General features: G+C 53.4%; 21 protein-coding genes and 1 pseudogene. 16 read left to right on the forward strand and 6 right to left on the reverse strand.

Annotated elements, in window-relative coordinates:
- Positions 1-39 precede the first annotated feature (39 nt).
- Positions 40-1728: an acetolactate synthase large subunit gene (ilvB, locus tag GFC06_RS04705; protein WP_153689876.1), complete on the forward strand. Its 1689-nt coding sequence runs from the start codon at positions 40-42 to the stop codon at positions 1726-1728.
- Between the two features lie 3 nt (positions 1729-1731).
- A complete protein-coding gene (ilvN, locus tag GFC06_RS04710; RefSeq protein WP_003023914.1) occupies positions 1732-2022 on the forward strand; it encodes an acetolactate synthase small subunit in 291 nt (96 codons plus the stop codon).
- Position 2023: 1 nt separating this feature from the next.
- Here the strand turns inward: ilvN and GFC06_RS04715 are convergent, their stop codons facing one another.
- Complete coding sequence (locus tag GFC06_RS04715) at positions 2024-2809, reverse strand: DeoR family transcriptional regulator (RefSeq protein WP_047415709.1); 786 nt, start codon at positions 2807-2809, stop codon at positions 2024-2026.
- 325 nt (positions 2810-3134) lie between these two features.
- Between GFC06_RS04715 and rbsK the strand changes: the two genes are divergently transcribed.
- The 11 genes from rbsK (at position 3135) to nepI (ending at position 14238) form a co-directional block, all read left to right on the forward strand.
- Positions 3135-4055 carry a ribokinase gene (gene rbsK, locus GFC06_RS04720; RefSeq protein WP_003827124.1) on the forward strand — a complete coding sequence of 307 codons (921 nt, stop codon included), beginning with the start codon at positions 3135-3137 and terminating at the stop codon, positions 4053-4055.
- Positions 4056-4082: 27 nt separating this feature from the next.
- Entirely contained in the window at positions 4083-5399 is a 1317-nt protein-coding gene (gene fucP / locus GFC06_RS04725; RefSeq protein ID WP_003023919.1) for an L-fucose:H+ symporter permease, read from the forward strand.
- 11 nt (positions 5400-5410) lie between these two features.
- Entirely contained in the window at positions 5411-6424 is a 1014-nt protein-coding gene (locus tag GFC06_RS04730) for an aldose 1-epimerase family protein (RefSeq protein ID WP_137379365.1), read from the forward strand.
- A gap of 195 nt (positions 6425-6619) precedes the next feature.
- Positions 6620-7213, forward strand: coding sequence for a transcriptional regulator UhpA (gene uhpA, locus GFC06_RS04735; RefSeq protein ID WP_016155044.1), 594 nt, complete (start codon positions 6620-6622; stop codon positions 7211-7213).
- Positions 7210-8712, forward strand: a complete 1503-nt coding sequence (uhpB, locus tag GFC06_RS04740) for a signal transduction histidine-protein kinase/phosphatase UhpB (protein ID WP_153689877.1) — start codon at positions 7210-7212, stop codon at positions 8710-8712. Before uhpA ends, uhpB begins: the two co-directional genes overlap by 4 nt.
- A gap of 9 nt (positions 8713-8721) precedes the next feature.
- Positions 8722-10050 carry an MFS transporter gene (gene uhpC / locus GFC06_RS04745; protein WP_094168875.1) on the forward strand — a complete coding sequence of 443 codons (1329 nt, stop codon included), beginning with the start codon at positions 8722-8724 and terminating at the stop codon, positions 10048-10050.
- Between the two features lie 142 nt (positions 10051-10192).
- Positions 10193-11584 (forward strand): hexose-6-phosphate:phosphate antiporter, encoded by a 1392-nt coding sequence (gene uhpT, locus GFC06_RS04750; RefSeq protein WP_003023929.1) that lies wholly within the window; start codon positions 10193-10195, stop codon positions 11582-11584.
- Positions 11585-11732: 148 nt separating this feature from the next.
- Complete coding sequence (locus GFC06_RS04755; RefSeq protein ID WP_016157801.1) at positions 11733-12185, forward strand: DUF1198 family protein; 453 nt, start codon at positions 11733-11735, stop codon at positions 12183-12185.
- Positions 12186-12285: 100 nt separating this feature from the next.
- The gene (locus GFC06_RS04760) at positions 12286-12627 is read left to right on the forward strand and encodes a type II toxin-antitoxin system RelE/ParE family toxin (protein ID WP_016157800.1); all 342 of its coding nucleotides are present in this window, start codon (positions 12286-12288) and stop codon (positions 12625-12627) included.
- Between the two features lie 8 nt (positions 12628-12635).
- Positions 12636-12935 (forward strand): helix-turn-helix domain-containing protein, encoded by a 300-nt coding sequence (locus tag GFC06_RS04765; RefSeq protein ID WP_153689878.1) that lies wholly within the window; start codon positions 12636-12638, stop codon positions 12933-12935.
- 118 nt (positions 12936-13053) lie between these two features.
- Positions 13054-14238, forward strand: coding sequence for a purine ribonucleoside efflux pump NepI (gene nepI / locus GFC06_RS04770; protein ID WP_016155040.1), 1185 nt, complete (start codon positions 13054-13056; stop codon positions 14236-14238).
- Positions 14239-14293: 55 nt separating this feature from the next.
- Here nepI and GFC06_RS04775 read toward each other — a convergent pair whose 3' ends face one another.
- Positions 14294-15676 carry a glycoside hydrolase family 1 protein gene (locus GFC06_RS04775; RefSeq protein WP_047415720.1) on the reverse strand — a complete coding sequence of 461 codons (1383 nt, stop codon included), beginning with the start codon at positions 15674-15676 and terminating at the stop codon, positions 14294-14296.
- 92 nt (positions 15677-15768) lie between these two features.
- Complete coding sequence (locus GFC06_RS04780) at positions 15769-16062, reverse strand: YicS family protein (RefSeq protein ID WP_019078023.1); 294 nt, start codon at positions 16060-16062, stop codon at positions 15769-15771.
- A gap of 130 nt (positions 16063-16192) precedes the next feature.
- Here GFC06_RS04780 and GFC06_RS04785 point away from each other — a divergent pair, with 130 nt between their 5' ends.
- The 3 genes and pseudogenes from GFC06_RS04785 to nlpA all read left to right on the forward strand — a co-directional run bounded on the left by GFC06_RS04785 (position 16193) and on the right by nlpA (position 17703).
- A complete protein-coding gene (locus GFC06_RS04785) occupies positions 16193-16609 on the forward strand; it encodes a GNAT family N-acetyltransferase (protein WP_016155037.1) in 417 nt (138 codons plus the stop codon).
- Positions 16610-16615: 6 nt separating this feature from the next.
- A pseudogene (locus GFC06_RS23330) lies at positions 16616-16762 on the forward strand (ISNCY family transposase); the annotation flags it as partial.
- Between the two features lie 122 nt (positions 16763-16884).
- Entirely contained in the window at positions 16885-17703 is an 819-nt protein-coding gene (gene nlpA, locus GFC06_RS04790) for a lipoprotein NlpA (RefSeq protein ID WP_016157795.1), read from the forward strand.
- Between the two features lie 28 nt (positions 17704-17731).
- On the opposite strand, the gene GFC06_RS04795 is transcribed toward nlpA, so the two are convergent.
- From GFC06_RS04795 to GFC06_RS04805, 3 genes are all read right to left on the reverse strand, one after another.
- Positions 17732-18634 (reverse strand): carboxylate/amino acid/amine transporter, encoded by a 903-nt coding sequence (locus tag GFC06_RS04795; RefSeq protein ID WP_153689879.1) that lies wholly within the window; start codon positions 18632-18634, stop codon positions 17732-17734.
- A 118-nt stretch (positions 18635-18752) separates the two neighbouring features.
- Entirely contained in the window at positions 18753-19058 is a 306-nt protein-coding gene (locus GFC06_RS04800; protein WP_016157793.1) for a putative quinol monooxygenase, read from the reverse strand.
- Between the two features lies 1 nt (position 19059).
- Positions 19060-20067, reverse strand: coding sequence for a zinc-binding alcohol dehydrogenase family protein (locus GFC06_RS04805; RefSeq protein ID WP_153689880.1), 1008 nt, complete (start codon positions 20065-20067; stop codon positions 19060-19062).
- Positions 20068-20069 lie beyond the last annotated feature (2 nt).

The following is a 20069-nucleotide window of genomic DNA, read 5'->3' on the forward strand; positions in this document are numbered from 1 at the left end:
CCTGCCCGAAGCAAAGGCCCAGAATAAAAGGACTGGAGCATGGCAAGTTCGGGCATAACATCCAAGCGTACGCGTTTTACGGGCGCAGAATTCATCGTTCATTTCATGGAACGCCAGGGGATTCAGGTGGTCACCGGTATTCCTGGCGGATCGATTCTTCCCGTCTATGACGCCTTGAGCCAAAGCACGCAAATCCGTCATATCCTGGCGCGCCACGAGCAGGGCGCGGGGTTTATCGCGCAGGGGATGGCGAGAACCGATGGTAAACCCGCCGTCTGTATGGCCTGCAGCGGACCGGGCGCGACCAACCTGGTGACCGCCATTGCCGACGCGCGGCTGGATTCCATCCCGCTGGTGTGTATCACCGGGCAGGTTCCGGCCTCAATGATCGGGACCGACGCCTTCCAGGAGGTCGATACCTACGGCATCTCTATCCCCATCACCAAGCACAACTATCTGGTCCGCCATATCAGTGAATTACCGCAGGTCATGAGCGATGCGTTCCGCATTGCGCAGTCCGGCCGTCCTGGCCCGGTGTGGATAGACATTCCTAAGGATATTCAAACCGCCGTTTTTGAGATTGAAGAGATGCCGGAGCCCGCGCAGAAAATGGCGGCACCGGCGTTCAGCCAGGACAGCATTCGCGATGCCGCAGCCATGATTAACGCCGCACAGCGTCCGGTGCTGTATCTCGGCGGCGGCGTGATTAACGCGCCTGAGCGGGTTCGTGAACTGGCAGAAAAAGCTATGCTGCCCACCACCATGACCTTAATGGCGCTCGGTATGCTGCCGAAAGCGCATCCGCTGTCGTTAGGCATGTTAGGTATGCACGGCGCGCGCAGCACTAACTTTATTCTGCAAGAAGCGGACTTATTGATTGTTCTGGGCGCGCGTTTTGATGACCGGGCGATTGGTAAAACCGAGCAGTTCTGTCCGAACGCCAAAATCATCCACGTGGACATCGACCGCGCGGAGCTGGGTAAAATCAAACAGCCACACGTGGCGATTCAGGCGGATGTCGATGAGGTTCTGGCACAACTGATCCCATTAATTGACGCGCAGCCGCGAGAGTCGTGGCATCAAATGGTGGCCGATTTACAACGCGAATTCCCCTGCAGCATTCCGCAGGAAAGCGACCCGCTCAGCCACTATGGGCTGATCAACGCTGTAGCGGCCTGCGTGGATGACAATGCCATTATCACCACCGACGTAGGCCAGCATCAGATGTGGGCCGCACAGGCTTACCCGCTGAACCGTCCGCGTCAGTGGCTGACCTCCGGCGGTCTGGGAACCATGGGCTTTGGCCTGCCGGCGGCAATTGGCGCAGCGCTGGTCAACCCGGACAAAAAGGTGCTGTGCTTCTCCGGCGACGGTAGCCTGATGATGAATATTCAGGAAATGGCAACGGCCAGCGAAAATCAGCTGGATATTAAAATCATCCTGATGAATAACGAAGCGTTGGGTCTGGTGTATCAGCAGCAGAGTTTGTTCTATAAGCAGGGCGTTTTTGCGGCGACATATCCGGGGATGATTAACTTTATGCAGATAGCCGCCGGGTTTGGCCTCGAAACCTGCGATTTGAATAACGAAGCGGATCCACAGGCTGCGTTGCAGGAGATTATTAATCGCCCTGGACCTGCGATGATCCACGTGCGCATCGATGCCGAAGAAAAAGTGTACCCGATGGTGCCGCCGGGTGCGGCAAACACAGAAATGGTGGGGGAATAAGCCATGCAACAGCAGACTCATGACAACGTAATCCTGGAACTCACCGTACGCAACCATCCGGGCGTAATGACCCACGTCTGCGGGCTGTTTGCCCGCCGCGCGTTCAACGTGGAAGGCATTCTCTGTCTACCAATTCAGGACAGCGACAAGAGCCGCATCTGGCTACTGGTCAATGACGATCAACGTCTTGAGCAGATGATAAGCCAGATCGACAAGCTGGAAGATGTGGTGAAAGTGGCCCGCAACCAGTCCGACCCGTCGATGTTTAACAAAATCACGGTTTTCTTTGAGTGAGTTAGTCGCCGTCTGAATCCGGGGTGATGACTTTGACAGAGCCGTTCCGGCAGTGGGTTGCATAATCTGCCGGCAACGGGCGATCGCTTATCAGTACGTCAAAAGTGGAGAGCGGGCCAATGCTGGCGGGAGCAACCTCATCAAACAGGGCGTGGCGGGTCAGCAGAATTTTGCGCAATCCGCGCTCCATCGCTTTGCGTTTGGTGGCCAGATCGTCCGGATTGAACCAGCTAACGCCGAAATGCTCATGGACTCCGCTGGCAGAGATAAACACTTTTCGTGGGTTGAGCGCATCCAGCGGAGAGGGATTGCTGGTGTCGTAAAAGGCATCACTTTTCGCCCGATAGGTGCCCCCGCAAAGAATCGCCGTGGCGTTGGGTTTTTCATTTAGCGCCACGAATACCCGGTGTGAGTAGCAAATTCCGGTAAAGGTAATATCGTCCGGGATCATGCTGACGACTAATGGCATTTCGGCACCATTATCAAAAAAGACCAGATCGTTTTCACTGACCAGTCCTGCGGCCAGAATGGCAACCGGTAAATCGTCGCGATGATACTGCTTTTGCACGGGGAGCGGAGCGTTAACGAGGGTGGCGGGCTTGTTCACCATCACGATGTAACCACCGAGTAGCGTAAGCGGCAATGGTTCGTCATCCTGGCTGAGATCCCGACGGATGGTCATCACGGAAACCTCCAGCATGCGCGCCGCCTCTTTCAGATGGATTCTGTCGGTCTTCTTCAACAATTCCATCAGACGTCGAATACGTTCTTTTTGCTTGGTTTCCATGCACACTCTCCACGAATCATGTTTTCATGTTCCTTCAGTAACATTTATGTGTTTCTGGGAACATGATATTGCTGCATTACTATACGTCTGACCATTGGGAAATAAAAGCGTGTTTTTACACGTTTTATTGATTATAAGCAGCGAGTTTTCAGTCAATTGTAAGCAAGTTAATCATTTTGAGTGTGATAGAGACGCAACATTTAGCATAATAAATAAACAATAAAATGATCCTCCAATCGCGATCCTAGTCACAAATGATACGGAAGTAACATGATAATGTTATTTTAATATCATTGTTGTGTGATTGTTTCTGAGAGGTAGTAAAATGGATATCGCGGTTATTGGCTCCAACATGGTGGATCTCATCACCTACATCAACCAGATGCCCAAAGAAGGGGAAACGCTGGAAGCACCCGCCTTTAAAATTGGTTGTGGCGGTAAAGGGGCAAATCAGGCCGTTGCGGCTGCTAAGCTCAATTCCAAAGTGCTGATGCTGACGAAAGTCGGTGATGATATTTTTGCGGATAACACCATTCGTAATCTCGAATCCTGGGGGATTAATACGACCTATGTCGAAAAGGTACCCTGCACCAGCAGCGGCGTTGCACCGATCTTTGTTAATGCAAACTCCAGCAACAGCATTCTGATTATTAAAGGTGCCAACAAGTTTCTCTCCCCGGAAGATATCGATCGCGCAGCGGAAGATCTGAAAAAGTGTCAACTTATTGTCCTGCAGCTGGAAGTACAGTTGGAAACGGTTTATCACGCGATTGAATTCGGTAAAAAACACGGTATTGAAGTGTTATTAAATCCCGCCCCTGCATTACGGGAATTAGATATGTCTTATGCCTGTAAATGCGATTTCTTCGTGCCAAATGAAACCGAGCTCGAAATATTAACCGGTATGCCGGTGGATACATATGACCATATTCGCGCCGCGGCACGTTCTTTGGTCGATAAAGGTCTGAACAATATTATCGTCACCATGGGGGAGAAAGGTGCTCTGTGGATGACGCGTGACCAGGAAGTCCATGTCCCGGCGTTTAAAGTGAACGCTGTCGATACCAGTGGCGCAGGTGACGCTTTCATCGGTTGTTTTGCCCACTATTACGTTCAAAGCGGTGATGTCGAAGCCGCCATGAAAAAAGCCGCTCTCTTCGCTGCATTCAGCGTTACCGGGAAAGGCACTCAATCATCTTATCCAAGCATCGAACAATTTAATGAGTTTCTTACCTTAAACGAATAATACTCCTGCATTGTAAAAGGTAGCACTATGAACGATAAAAACATCATTCAGATGCCCGACGGCTATCTGAATAAGACGCCTCTGTTCCAGTTTATTTTGTTATCCTGTTTATTCCCTTTATGGGGATGCGCAGCCGCATTAAATGATATTCTGATTACGCAATTCAAAAGCGTATTTTCACTCAGCAACTTTGCTTCGGCATTAGTTCAGAGTGCCTTTTATGGCGGTTATTTTTTAATTGCGATTCCGGCATCTTTGGTGATTAAAAAGACCAGTTATAAAATCGCCATCTTAATGGGACTGACCCTTTATATTGTTGGCTGTACGCTCTTTTTCCCGGCATCGCACATGGCCACCTACACCATGTTCCTCGCGGCAATTTTTGCGATTGCGATTGGCCTGAGCTTCCTGGAAACTGCAGCCAACACCTACAGCTCCATGATTGGCCCAAAAGCGTATGCCACCCTGCGCCTGAACATCAGCCAGACCTTTTACCCCATTGGCGCAGCCGCTGGTATTCTGCTGGGTAAATATCTGGTCTTCTCTGAAGGCGAGAGTCTGGAAAAACAGATGGCTGGGATGAACGCGGAGCAGATCCACAACTTTAAAGTGTTGATGCTGGAAAATACACTTGAGCCTTACAAGTACATGATTATGGTGCTGGTTGTGGTGATGGTGTTGTTCCTGCTGACCCGCTTCCCGACCTGTAAAGTCGCGCAAACGGCGAGTCATAAACGTCCGTCAGCGATGGATACGCTGCGTTATCTGGCCAGCAATGCCCGTTTCCGCCGTGGGATTGTGGCGCAGTTCCTGTACGTGGGGATGCAGGTCGCGGTGTGGTCATTTACCATCCGTCTGGCGCTGGAATTGGGTGATATCAACGAGCGCGACGCCTCAACCTTCATGGTCTATAGCTTTGCCTGCTTCTTTATCGGCAAGTTTATCGCCAACATCTTGATGACACGCTTCAATCCTGAAAAAGTGCTGATCCTCTACTCCATCATTGGCGCACTGTTTCTGGTCTATGTTGCGCTGGCACCGAGCTTCAGCGCCGTGTACGTTGCCGTACTGGTGAGCGTCCTGTTTGGACCCTGCTGGGCGACAATCTATGCCGGTACGCTGGATACCGTGGATAACGAACATACTGAAATGGCGGGAGCAGTCATTGTCATGGCGATTGTTGGTGCAGCGGTGGTTCCGGCAATTCAGGGCTATGTGGCCGATATGTTCCACTCGCTACAACTCTCGTTCCTGGTCTCCATGTTGTGCTTCGTGTACGTCGGTATCTACTTCTGGCGTGAAAGCAAAGTGCGCAATAACCTGGCTGAAGCGACTGTTTCCTGAGGAGAGCGATCATGACAACACGTATCACGCTGTGGCGGGAACTCTTTGCAGAGCATCCGCGAATCTTACTGAAGAATAGCGACTTCACGGTTACCGCATTTCGTTACGCCAGCGGTGTGGAAGGGCTGAAGGTAGAAAACAGTCGTGGACATCTGGTTATTCTGCCCTGGATGGGGCAGATGATCTGGGATGCTCAGTTTGACGGGCATGAACTGACCATGCGCAACATGTTCAGTCAGCCGAAACCGGCTGCGGAAGTGGTAGCAACATACGGCTGCTTTGCTTTCCACTCGGGTATATTGGCTAATGGCTGCCCTTCGCCGGAAGATTCTCACCCGTTGCATGGCGAAATGGCCTGTGCCGCGATGGATGAGGCCTGGCTGGAGCTGGAGGGAGAGAATTTGCGCGTGAGTGGACGCTACGAGTATGTGATGGGATTCGGTCATCATTATCAGGCGCATCCTGCGGTGATTATGCGCAAAGCGAGTGCGCTGTTTGATATTCAGATGGCGGTCACCAACCTCGCCTCAGTGGCAATGCCTTTACAGTATATGTGCCATATGAACTATGCCTACGTACCGGAAGCGACCTTCAGCCAGAATATCCCGGATGAAGCCATGAAGCTGCGTGAGTCGGTACCCGCGCATGTTAAGCCTACCGAGCAGTGGCTGGCGTTTAATCAGCGGATCATCCAGGGCGAGACCTCGCTGGGGCGCCTCAACGAGCCCGATTTTTACGATCCGGAAATCGTTTTCTTCGCTGACCAACTGGACCGATACACGGATAAGCCTGAATTTCGCATGATCGCACCTGATGGCACCACGTTCGTGACACGTTTCTCCAGCGCGGAGCTGAATTATGTCACCCGTTGGATCCTCTATAACGGCGATCAGCAGGTGGCAGCCTTCGCCCTACCTGCGACCTGTCGCCCAGAAGGCTTCCTGGCGGCACAGCGAAAAGGCACGTTGATTCAGCTAGAACCGCAGCACACCCGCACATTTACCGTCACAACTGGCATCGCCTGATCGCTCAAGGCTTAAACAGCAGCGCGTCGGAACACAAAATCCTTCAAGCTGCATAAGGCGGCAAGTCTGCTCACCTCAGGAGCTTACTCAAGTCAGTGACTCGGGTGAGCAGACCAAGCCAACGCAGAGGCTGCTTGAAGGATAAAGTGTATATCGTTAAGGTAAGCACGTTTTTTATCCCCCAGGACAGAACCCATGATCACCGTTGCCCTTATCGACGACCACACTATCGTTCGCTCCGGCTTTGCCCAGTTGCTGGGGCTGGAACCTGATTTGCAGGTTGTGGCTGAGTTCGGCTCAGGCAGCGAGGCGCTGGCGGGATTACCGGGACGTGGCGTGCAGGTATGTATCTGTGATATCTCGATGCCTGATATCTCCGGTCTTGAACTGTTAAGCCAGTTGCCAAAAGGGATGGCGATTATCATGCTCTCCGTCCACGACAGCCCCGCGCTGGTGGAGCAGGCGCTCAACGCGGGCGCGCGTGGTTTCCTTTCTAAACGCTGTAGTCCTGATGAGCTGATCGCGGCGGTGCATACCGTGGCGACCGGCGGCTGCTATTTGACGCCGGATATCGCCGTCAAACTGGCGGCTGGTCGTCAGGATCCGCTGACCAAACGCGAACGTCAGGTGGCGGAGAAACTGGCGCAAGGCATGGCGGTAAAAGAGATTGCCGCCGAACTGGGCCTGTCGCCGAAAACGGTGCACGTGCATCGCGCTAACCTGATGGAAAAACTGGGCGTTAGCAACGATGTCGAACTGGCCCGCCGGATGTTTGACGGCTGGCAATGAACACGCTCTGTTCCCGGTTAATCACCGTTGTTGCCTGCTTCTTTATCTTCTCTGCCGCGTGGTTCTGCTTGTGGAGTATCAGCCTGCACCTGGTTGAGCGCCCGGAGCTGGCGGTACTGCTGTTTCCGTTTGGCCTGCGTCTGGGGCTGATGCTGCAATGTCCACGCGGCTACTGGCCGGTGCTGCTGGGTGCGGAATGGCTGCTTCTTTTCTGGCTGGCGCAGGAAGTGGCGCTGGCTCACTTGCCACTTTTGATGATCGGGAGCTTCCTCACGTTACTCCCGGTGATGCTGATTTCGCGATACCGCCATCAGCGTGACTGGCGCACGCTGCTGTTACAGGGCGCGGCGCTGACGGCGGCGGCGTTGCTGCAATCGCTGCCCTGGCTTGGGCAAGGCGAAGAGGCGTGGAATGCCCTACTGCTGACGCTCACTGGTGGATTAACGCTGGCTCCGATCTGTCTGGTTTTCTGGCACTATCTTAGCAGCACCACCTGGTTGCCGCTGGGCCCGGCGGTGGTGTCTCAGCCGGTGAACTGGCGCGGGCGGCATCTGGTCTGGTATCTGCTGCTGTTTAGCGTCAGCCTGTGGTTGCAGCTTGGCCTGCCCGATGAACTGTCACGCTTCACGCCGTTTTGCCTCGCGCTGCCGATCATTGCGCTCGCCTGGCACTACGGCTGGCAGGGGGCGCTGATTGCCACGTTAATGAACGCCATTGCGCTGATTGCCAGCCAGACCTGGCACGATCATCCCGTCGACCTGTTGCTCTCCCTGCTGGTGCAAAGCCTGACCGGGCTGCTGCTCGGCGCGGGGATCCAGCGTCTGCGCGAGCTTAACCAGTCGCTGCAAAACGAATTAGCGCGCAACCACCGTCTGGCTGAACGCCTGCTGGAGACCGAAGAGAGTGTGCGCCGGGATGTGGCGCGCGAACTGCACGATGATATCGGTCAGACCATCACCGCCATTCGCACCCAGGCGGGCATTGTTCAGCGGCTGGCGCCGGAAAACGCAGGGGTGAAGCGCAGCGGGGCGCATATCGAACAACTTTCTCTTGGCGTGTACGATTCGGTGCGTCGTCTGTTGGGTCGTCTGCGTCCGCGCCAGTTGGATGATCTCACGCTGGAACAAGCCATCCGCTCATTGATGCGTGAAATGGAGCTGGAAAGCCGCGGCATCGTCAGCCACCTTGACTGGCGAATTGACGAATCTGCACTCAGCGAAAGTCAGCGGGTGACGCTGTTTCGCGTCTGTCAGGAAGGGCTGAACAACATCGTTAAGCATGCCAACGCCAGCGCGGTGACGCTTCAGGGCTGGCAGCAGGATGAACGGCTGATGCTGGTGATTGAGGACGACGGCAGCGGCCTGCCGCCGGGGTCGAATCAGCAGGGATTTGGCCTCACCGGGATGCGTGAACGTATTACCGCCCTCGGGGGATCGCTCTCGATTTCCTGTACGCACGGCACGCGGGTCAGCGTGTCGTTACCCCAGCGTTATGTGTAAGGAGCGGTCATGTTTTCGTTTTTAAAATCCCCAGTCAGCGCGCCGCTCATCACCGATAAGCGTGAAGTGGATGCCCTCTACCGCTACTGGCGGCGGCATATTCTGACCACTATCTGGCTCGGCTACGCGCTGTTCTATTTCACACGCAAGAGCTTCAACGCCGCCGTACCGGATATCCTCACCAGCGGCGTGCTGACCCGCAGCGACATTGGTCTGTTGGCGACGCTGTTTTACATCACCTACGGCCTGTCGAAGTTTGTTTCCGGTATCGTCAGTGACCGTTCCAACGCCCGTTATTTTATGGGGTTTGGGCTTATCGCCACCGGCGTGGTGAACATTCTGTTTGGCTTCTCCACCTCGCTCTGGGCTTTTGCGGTGCTCTGGGCGCTGAACGCCTTTTTCCAGGGCTGGGGGTCGCCGGTCTGCGCGCGTTTATTGACTGCGTGGTATTCGCGTACCGAACGCGGCGGCTGGTGGGCGCTGTGGAATACTGCGCACAATGTTGGCGGGGCGCTGATCCCTATCGTGATGGCGGCGACGGCGCTGCACTACGGCTGGCGTGCCGGGATGATGATCGCCGGGTTGCTGGCGATTGTGGTGGGGGTTTTTCTCTGCTGGCGGCTGCGCGACAGGCCGCAGGCAATTGGTCTGCCGCCGATTGGAGACTGGCGCCATGATGAGCTGGAAATCGCCCAGCAGCAGGAAGGCGCAGGGCTGAGCCGTAAAGAGATCCTCACCCGCTATGTATTGCTGAATCCCTATATCTGGCTGCTGTCGTTGTGTTACGTGCTGGTGTACGTCGTCCGCGCTGCGATCAACGACTGGGGCAATCTGTATATGTCGGAGACGCTCGGCGTGGATCTGGTGACCGCCAATACCGCCGTGACCATGTTCGAATTGGGCGGATTTATCGGCGCGCTGGTCGCAGGCTGGGGCTCGGACAAACTGTTTAACGGCAACCGCGGTCCAATGAACCTGATTTTTGCTGCCGGAATTTTGCTCTCCGTGGGCTCGTTGTGGCTGATGCCGTTCGCCAGTTACGTGATGCAGGCGGCGTGCTTCTTCACCACCGGATTCTTCGTCTTCGGCCCGCAAATGCTGATCGGCATGGCGGCGGCGGAGTGCTCGCACAAAGAGGCAGCGGGCGCGGCAACCGGATTTGTCGGGCTGTTTGCCTATCTGGGGGCATCGCTTTCCGGCTGGCCGCTGGCGAAGGTGATGGAGGTCTGGCACTGGACCGGATTCTTTGTGGTGATCGCCATTGCGGCGGGGATATCCGCGCTGCTGCTGCTGCCGTTTTTGAACGCCCAGGCTCCACGCGAACTCAACGAAGCGTGATGCACCTCACCTTTTTACCCTGAGTAGGGCAAAACTAAGAAATTTTCCCGGTTTCACCTGGACGCTGTCTCAGGCGCGTCCCCCGGCTGATTTTTACAATGCCTGCCATTCGCAGGTATAAAAATTAGCTCGGGAGTGTCAAATGCTGGCCTTTCTAAACCAGGTACGCAAGCCGACCCTGGATCTGCCGCTCGATGTGCGGCGCAAAATGTGGTTCAAACCGTTCATGCAGTCCTATCTGGTGGTCTTTATTGGCTACCTGACCATGTATCTGATCCGCAAAAACTTCAACATCGCGCAGAATGACATGATCTCCACCTACGGGCTGAGCATGACGCAGCTGGGGATGATTGGCCTGGGCTTCTCCATCACCTACGGCGTGGGTAAAACGCTGGTTTCCTACTACGCCGACGGCAAAAATACCAAGCAGTTCCTGCCGTTTATGCTGATCCTCTCCGCCATCTGTATGCTCGGCTTCAGCGCCAGCATGGGGGCGGGTTCAACCAGCCTGTTCCTGATGATCGCCTTCTACGCGCTGAGCGGTTTTTTCCAGAGTACCGGTGGCTCGTGTAGCTATTCCACCATCACCAAATGGACGCCGCGTCGCAAGCGGGGTTCTTACCTCGGCATGTGGAATATCTCGCATAACCTCGGTGGTGCGGGTGCGGCTGGCGTGGCGCTGTTTGGCGCCAACTATCTGTTCGACGGTCACGTCATTGGTATGTTTATCTTCCCGTCGATTATCGCCCTGATTGTCGGCTTTATCGGCCTGCGCTACGGCAGCGACTCCCCGGAGTCTTATGGCCTCGGTAAAGCTGAAGAGCTGTTCGGCGAGGAGATAAGCGAAGAGGATAAAGAGACTGAAGAAAATGAGATGACCAAATGGCAGATCTTTGTTGAGTACGTGCTGAAAAACAAAGTGATCTGGCTGCTGTGCTTCTCCAACATTTTCCTGTACGTGGTGCGCATCGGTATCGACCAGTGGTCCACTGTCTACGCTTTCCAGGAGCTGAAGCTCTCCAAAGAGGTGGCGATTCAGGGCTTTACCCTGTTTGAAGTGGGCGCGTTGGTCGGTACGTTGCTGTGGGGTTGGCTCTCTGACCTGGCTAACGGTCGTCGTGCGCTGGTAGCCTGCGTGGCGCTGGCGTTGATTATCGCAACTCTGGGCGTTTATCAGCACGCCAGCAACCAGTATGTCTATCTGGCTTCGCTGTTTGCGCTGGGCTTCCTGGTGTTCGGTCCTCAGCTGTTAATCGGCGTTGCAGCCGTCGGATTCGTACCGAAAAAAGCGATCGGCGCAGCCGATGGGATTAAAGGCACCTTCGCATATCTGATTGGTGACAGCTTCGCCAAGCTGGGTCTGGGGATGATTGCCGACGGCACGCCGATTTTCGGTCTGACCGGCTGGGCGGGCACGTTCGCCGCGCTGGATACCGCCGCCATCGGTTGTATCTGTCTGATGGCCATCGTGGCCGTGTTTGAAGAACGTAAAATTCGCCGCGAGAAAAAAATTCAACAATTGAAAGTCGCTTAAGTTAAGTGTGCATTGGTAACTTTTGCCCGCCTGGATGGCGGGCTTTTTTATGTCGCGGATCCATCCTGAATCGTGTTGATACGTTCAGTCGTCGACAGAGAGGAATTTGCCGTTATGATGGGCATCCTGTCTGGTAATGGATGTTCGCATGATTTGGATAATGCTGGCCACATTGGTCGTTGTTTTTGTAGTGGGTTTTCGGGTGTTGACGTCCGGATCTCGACGGGCAATTCGCCGTCTGAGCGAGCGACTGAATATTGATGTTGTGCCGGTAGAGTCGATGATCGATCAGATGGGAAAAGTACAGGGTGAGGCTTTTTTACAGTACCTCCACCGCCCAGATGAATCGCATCTGCAAAATGCTGCCCAGGTGTTGTTGATCTGGCAAATCGTTATTGTCGACGGCAGTGAGTCGAATCTGCTGCAATGGCACCGTTGGCTGCAAAAAGCCCGATTGGCCACGCCGATTACTGACGCACAGGTGCGTCTGGCGCTCGGTTTTCTGCGCGAGATAGAGCCGGATATGCAGGAGTTTAATGCGTTTCAGATGCGCTATAACGCCTTTTTCCAGCCCGAAGATGGCGTGCACTGGCTGCACTGACAGTCATGCCTGTTGGCGAATTAATTGTGCAAATATAAATTGATTTAATAGCTAATGGGCTATAATTTACCTATAGCTTATTAGCTATGAGGGATCGTTGATGTGGGAAGTGGAAACAACGGATGTTTTCGATAAATGGTTTGACGTACAGACCGAGGCGCTCAAGGAAGATATGCTCGCAGCGATGATGATTTTATCCGAGTATGGTCCTCAGTTAGGCAGGCCGTTTGCTGATACGGTAAATGCTTCTGCTTTTTCAAATATGAAAGAGTTGCGAGTGCAGCATCAGGGCAACCCGATTCGGGCGTTCTTCGTGTTTGATCCTTCTCGCCATGGCATCGTGTTATGCGCTGGCGATAAAACAGGGTTAAACGAGAAGAAATTCTATAAAGAGATGATCAGGCTTGCTGACGCTGAGTACCGAAATCACCTTAATAAGTAAGGAAAATTATGGCGACGCTTGAAGAATTGATGGCGAAACAAAGCCCGGAAAGCCAGGAGCGCATTGCTGAAAAAGTAGAAGTGCTACGTCAGGTGATTGCGTTAAATATGTTACGGGAAGAACTGAATCTCTCTCAGGCGGAACTTGCCTCGGCAATGGGCGTTAAGCAGCCAACAATCGCAAAAATGGAACAGGCGGATAACGATCCTCGTCTGTCGACGCTTAAGCGTTATGTCACGGCGTTAGGTGGCGAACTGAGCATTGATGTTAAGTTACCGACAGGTAAAAGAGTCGCGTTTCATCTTTAAAAATCCGTGTGGCCTGGATTTTGTGTTAGATGAAAGTAGTTGCCAAAACGTTAAATGCGTCACAAATTTAATGTTACACTGCGTAACTTTTCTGCAATAACCCCACGCAGGTAACAAAATGAGTGAAGCTGTTGAACAAAAATCCCGCGCTGAGGCAAATGCCCGACCGAACTGGTCGGCGGTATTCGCCGTGGCGTTCTGCGTTGCCTGCCTGATAACCGTTGAGTTTCTGCCCGTTAGCCTGTTAACGCCGATGGCGCAGGATCTGGGGATTTCTGAAGGTGTTGCCGGACAATCGGTGACTGTGACGGCATTTGTTGCCATGTTCGCCAGCCTGTTTGTGACGCAAATTATCCAGGCGACCGATCGTCGCTACGTGGTGATCGTGTTTTCGGTGCTGCTGACGCTCTCCTGCCTGTTGGTTTCCTTTGCCAACTCTTTTTCACTGCTGCTCATTGGCCGCGCCTGTCTCGGTCTGGCGCTTGGCGGATTCTGGGCGATGTCGGCGTCGCTGACCATGCGTCTGGTGCCCGCCCGTACGGTACCGAAAGCGCTGTCGGTGATTTTTGGCGCGGTCTCTGTCGCGCTGGTGATTGCCGCGCCGCTGGGGAGTTTTTTGGGCGGCATTATCGGCTGGCGCAACGTGTTTAATGCGGCGGCGGTAATGGGCGTGCTGTGCACGATTTGGGTGGTGAGAGCGCTGCCGTCGTTGCCAGGTGAACCTTCGCATCAGAAACAAAATATGTTCAGCCTGCTGCAGCGCCCGGGGGTGATGGCCGGGATGATTGCCATCTTTATGTCCTTTGCCGGACAGTTCGCCTTCTTTACCTATATTCGCCCGATCTATATGAATCTGGCAGGCTTTGAAGTTGATGGCCTGACGTTGGTGCTGCTGAGTTTTGGTATCGCCAGCTTTGTCGGGACATCGCTCTCCTCGGTGGTTCTGAAGCGCTCGGTCAAACTGGCCTTAGCCGGTGCGCCGCTGGTGCTGGCGCTTAGCGCGCTGGTCCTGATCCTGTGGGGTAGCGACAAAGTTGTGGCGGCAGGTATTGCGATTATCTGGGGCCTGGCGTTTGCGTTGGTTCCGGTCGGCTGGTCGACGTGGATCACCCGATCGCTTGCCGATCAGGCAGAAAAAGCCGGATCCGTCCAGGTCGCCGTGATCCAGCTTGCCAATACCTGCGGGGCTGCGGTGGGAGGCTATGCGCTCGATAACCTCGGACTGCTTTCGCCCCTGATGCTTTCCGGCAGCTTGATGCTGCTGACGGCGCTTCTGGTCACGATGAAGGTCAGAATACAGTGAGATTGTTGCCTGATGGCGCGCAGCTTTCAGGCAACACCGTTATCTGACGACTGAATCAATCAAAACCATTGTTTTCGGCGGTATGGGCAAACCATTCGCCGCTTTTCTTCACCGTACGTTTTTGCGTATCTAAATCTAACTGGACAAAACCGTAGCGGTTTTTATATCCGTTGAGCCAGGACCAGTTATCAATAAAGGTCCACATATGGTAGCCAAGACAATTACACCCTTCGCTAATGCCTTTATGTAGCCATTTAAGATGCGCGGAAACAAATTCAATACGGTAGCTGTCGTTGATTTGGTCCTGCTGAATAAAACGTTGCTCATTTTCGACTCCCATGCCGTTTTCAGAAATAAAACAGCGCGGGTTGCCGTAGTTATCACGCAGATTAGTAATAATATCGTAAATACCTGGCTCGTAAATTTCCCAGCCACGGTAAGGGTTCATTTTACGCCCCGGCATTTCGTAATAATCAAACAGCCACTCCGGCATAAACGGCGCGTCAGGATTGACGGCAGTATCACGACATTTCACGCGGCGCGGCTGATAATAATTAATACCGAGCAGGTCGATTTTGCCATCGGCGATGAGCTGACTGTCGCCTGGCTGACATGCTGGGAGTTGATCGTACTCTTTTAGCAGCGCTATCAGATCCGCCGGATATTCACCTTTTAGCACCGGGTCAAGGAAGCTGCGGTTAAACAGCAGATCCGCATGGTGCGCAGCTTTTACATCTGCCGGGTGTTGTGAGCGCGGATAAGAGGGCGTTAAATTCAGGATCACACCGATTTCACCGTCATAACTTCCGGCGTGGTACGCGCGCACCGCCGTGGAATGCGCCAGTACGGTGTGATACGCCACGGTGGCCGCGCGTTTGAAATCCACCACATTAGGGTAATGGAAGTCATACAGATAGCCGCCTTCTACCGGGACAATCGGTTCGTTAAAGGTGAACCAGTGCTTCACCCGATTGCCGAACAAGGTAAAACAGGTTTGTGCGTAGCGACCAAACGCCTCAACCACATCACGGTTTTCCCAGCCACCTTTCTCCTGCATCACCATCGGCATATCGAAGTGGAACAGGGTGATAAATGGCGTAATGCCTTGCGCCAGCAGCTCATCGATGACGTTGTTATAGAAATCAACTGCCTGCGGGTTGACGTCGCCAGTACCGTCCGGGATCAGTCGTGACCAACTGATTGAAGTGCGGAAGCTGTTGTGCTTCAGCTGTTTGAGCAGTGCGATGTCCTGTTTCCAGTGCTGATAAAAGGTCGAGGTGTTCGCCGGGCCAACCCCCTGATGGAAACGCCCAGGCTGGCGGTCGAACCACACGTCCCATGTCGTCTGGCTTTTGCCGCCGTTCAGACTATCCCCTTCGGTTTGCAGCGCCGAGCAGGCACTGCCCCACCAAAAGTTTTCGGGAAAACGGTATCGCATTATCTTGCTCCTTGATGTGTTTCATTTCCCTACACAATAGGCGATTTTGCAAAACAGAAACCGGTTACAGCACTCGTTTTTCAATGCGATAGTTACAAATCCGGGCATTCAACTTTGCCCAACGCTTCCCAGTAGTTGTTCTGATTGTTTCTTTGTATTGCCAGAATGGCTTCGCGGATGTGTTGCTGATTACGGGTATCAGCCATAATCGTTTTTTCCCACACCTCATCCGATGGCGACCCCTGCGGGGTACAAATCTTGCGTAAGTCCTTCAATACAGTGTTTTTTTCATGAACGGACTGTAGAGAGCCATAAGCCGAATCGGCCTGCGCCAAACCCGGCAGCATGAAAAGAATGGCAATAAGCGGTAAAACGGCTTGTTTCATGATAATAATCCTTGTTGTCGATGCGCATCATCTCAAGAGTAAGTGTAGACGGCATGCGCCTCACTCATCAGCCTGTGTTAATTTCTAAAAAGAAAATCAGCCAGAAGTTTTAGTTTTTCAGGAGGATAGGATGCAAATACAGATTACAGATACCATTACTGAAGACGATCAAAATGCTCTGCTTGTTGGACTGCGCGCCTACAATCGCCAGTTCCTGAGGACCACCAATTTTGGCGACCTGGCGGTGTACTGGCGCGATGAGCACAATGAAATACTGGGCGGGCTGATCGGTAAAATCAAAGGCGAATGGCTGTGTATTGATTTCCTGTGGATGCATGACTCGCTGCGTAAAGGCGGTTACGGCACAAAGTTGATGCAGGCCGCTGAACAGACGGCGCGTGAGAGAGGATGCCTGCATGCGCTGGTGGACACGATGAGTTTCCAGGCGCTGCCGTTTTATCAGAAAAACGGCTATCAGTTGCAAATGACCCTCGATAACTTTCCAGAAACCGGTTCCGCGCGCCATTATTTGTCGAAAACGTTTTGATGACCGGAAGGACTGCAAAAGGGATTACTTGAAGGCAAACAGGAAGAAGCGTTGCGGATAGCCCAAGCCATGCTTGAAAAGGGGATTGATCGTGAACTGGTGCTAATTATTACTGGGCTTTCCTTTGATGAGCTAACGGCACATTCCGATTAATTTTCCTTTTCGCATTATGCTTTTTTCTTCTTGCTGATGCTTTTTCGTTTTTTAAACCGCAGCGGCCTTCCCGCTATAGTCATTTCATTACTCATCAGGCAGTTATTGCAAAAGGATAAAACGTGAAACTGAAGATACCTTATTTTGGGGCTGGGGCGGCGTTATTACTGGCGGGATTATTGCTGGCAGGATGCGATCAGCAGAACAATGATGCAAAGCATATTAAAGTGGGCGTGATTAACGGCGCAGAGCAGGATGTGGCGGAAGTCGCGAAGAAAGTCGCTAAAGAAAAATATGGCCTGGAGGTGGAGTTGGTGGGGTTTAGCGGTTCGCTGCTGCCCAACGATGCCACTAATCATGGTGAGCTGGATGCCAACGTCTTCCAGCATCGTCCGTTCCTTGAACAAGATAATAAAGCGCACGGCTATAAGCTGGTAGCGGTGGGCAATACCTTTGTGTTCCCGATGGCGGGTTATTCGAAGAAAATCAAAACCGTTGCTGAACTAAAAGACGGTGCGACGATTGCGATACCTAACGATCCAACCAACCTTGGGCGGGCGCTGTTGCTGCTACAAAAAGAGAAGTTAATCACGCTGAAAGCGGATACCGGCCTGCTGCCAACGGCGCTGGATATTACGGATAATCCGCGGCATCTGAAAATTATGGAACTGGAAGGGGCACAGCTACCGCGTGTGCTGGACGATCAAAAAGTGGATGTGGCGATTATCAGTACCACCTACATCCAGCAAACCGGGCTTTCTCCGGTACATGACAGCGTATTTATCGAAGACAAAAATTCACCGTACGTGAACATCCTGGTGGCGCGAGAAGACAATAAAGATGCCGAGAATGTGAAAGAATTCCTGCAATCTTATCAGTCACCGGAAGTGGCGAAGGCGGCAGAAACTATCTTTAACGGCGGCGCAGTTCCGGGCTGGTAATCGTCACCCGTTGCCGCGCCGGTTGGGGTTAAACCGCTCTGGCGCGGCGACGTGAGTCCATTGAGATAAGCACGACCGATGAGAGGATCAAAAGCGTACCCAGCCAGTCTGGCAGGGTAAAGGTGATGCCTAACAGCAGCAGGGACAGCAACGCACTGCTCAACGGTTCCGCGCAGCTTAAAATGCTCGCTTTCGGTCCGCCAATCATCTGCGCGCCTTTCAGGTACAGGCTAAACGTGAGTGACGTGCCGATGACCACCAGATAGAAAAACGCCAGAACCAAACTGCCATTCACCACGAAATGAGTTCCCTGCCCGGCATAGAACGGCAGTAGGATCATTCCACCGATTAACATACTCCAGCCGACGACCGGTAATGTGCCGTAGCGCGCGATGAGCGTTGAGGGGTAGGTGGTATAGAACGCGGCGGCAAACGCCGAGGCTATTCCCCAAAACAGCGCGGCAGCTGAGATAGATAACGACGTCGGATTACCGTGGGTAACCAGTAAGAAGGTACCGATGAGTGAGGTGAAGATCGCCGTCAGCACTAAAATCCCCGGCCGCGCTTTGCGCACCACGGAGAACCACGCCACGATAATGGTCGGTGACAAAAATTGCAGCACCGTCGCGGTGGCGGCGTTGGATTTTTCGATGGTCAGCAGGAAGGTTAGCTGTACGGTGAGTGCCCCGACCACGGAAAAAATCAGCAGGCTGATGGCGTCCTTGCGGTTTTTGATAATGGAGAATACGTTGTCGCCGTGAACGAAAGAGAGCATCAGCAGAATGAGCCCCGCGAAAATCAGGCGCGTCATGGTCAGAAACTGCGACGACATCTGGCTTTGTTCCATGATGTACTGCGCGCAAACGCCTGAACTTCCCCATAATACGGCGGCAATCAGGACGTTCATCATCCCTCTTCTGGTGGAACTCATCTTTCCCTCTGCATGTTGTTTTGTTTTATTTGTGTGCAGGCATCATAGCAGAGATAGCGAAGCGAGTGAGACATGACGGGCACAGCCCCCCACACCGCAGGGGGCTTCTGCAGTTATCTTACGGCGTAATCGGCGTCAGATAATCCAGTCGTAGCGGTTCGGCCAGCAGCTCGTTCATTTGTAGAATAAACGTCTGGAAATGGGGCAGGGCGATATGCTCGTCCAGACCGGCCTGACCGCGCCAGGATTCACGAACGTAGAAGACATCCGGTGTGTCGCGCAACTGGAACAGGGCATACTCAATATTGCCCGGCTCCTGGCGCGTGGGCAGCAGCAGAGCCTGCAGCGCCTGTTTTAGTGCGTCGATTTTCCCCGGTCTGGCTTTCAGTACCGCAATAATTGAAATCACCTCTGAATCAGACATGTTAAAACCCCTCCAGCACAATCTTGCCGACTGAACGACCGGTTTCAATTTGCGCGTGCGCTTTTTGCAGATTCGCCGCGTTGATTGCGCCAAAATGCTCGCCCAGCGTGGTGCGAATGGTGTTGTCATCGATCAACTGTGCCACGCGGGTTAATAGCTGATGCTGCGCAATGATGTCGTGGGTGGTAAACATCGAACGGGTAAACATAAATTCCCAGTGCAGCGAAATGCTTTTGGCCTTCAGTGGACGTGCATCGAGGGTTTGCGGATCGTCAATCAGCGCCAGTTTGCCCTGCGGCGCCAGGGCGGCAATAATTTGCGGGTAGTGCTGCTCGGTATTGTTCAGGCTGGCAACGTGCGTCACCTCTTTAATGCCAATCCGAGCCAGCTCTTCCATCAGCGGCTTGCTGTGGTCAATCACATGATGAGCGCCTGCTTCACGTACCCATTTCTGGCTCTGTGGACGTGAAGCGGTACCGATGACAGTCATTTTGGTCAGCTTACTGGCCAGTTGCGTCAGGATAGAACCGACGCCGCCAGCAGCGCCAACAATCAATAACACATCATTTTCATTGCCATTTTCCTCAACGCCCAGGCGGTCGAACAGCATTTCCCAGGCGGTGATGGCGGTCAGCGGCAGTGCCGCAGCAGAAGCGTTGTCCAGCGATTGCGGCTTCAGCGCGGTAATACGTTCATCAACCAGCTGAAATTCACTGTTACTGCCAGCACGACCCAGCGCACCGGCATACCAGACTTCATCGCCAGGAGCGAACAGGGTGACTGCTTCACCCACGGACTTCACCACGCCAACGGCGTCCCAACCCAGCACGCGGGGCACATCAGCGTTAAAACCTTCGCGGACCTTGGTATCAACGGGGTTGACGGAAATGGACTTCACTTCAACCAGCAGATCGTGCCCGGAGGCGACGGGCATGGGCAGGTCAATCTCTTGTAAAAATTCAATGTTACTGCCGTCGGTTGCGGCGCGGGTAATAGCGATGGCTTTCATAA

Source organism: Citrobacter braakii, assembly GCF_009648935.1.
GTDB classification, from domain to species: Bacteria; Pseudomonadota; Gammaproteobacteria; order Enterobacterales; family Enterobacteriaceae; genus Citrobacter; species Citrobacter braakii.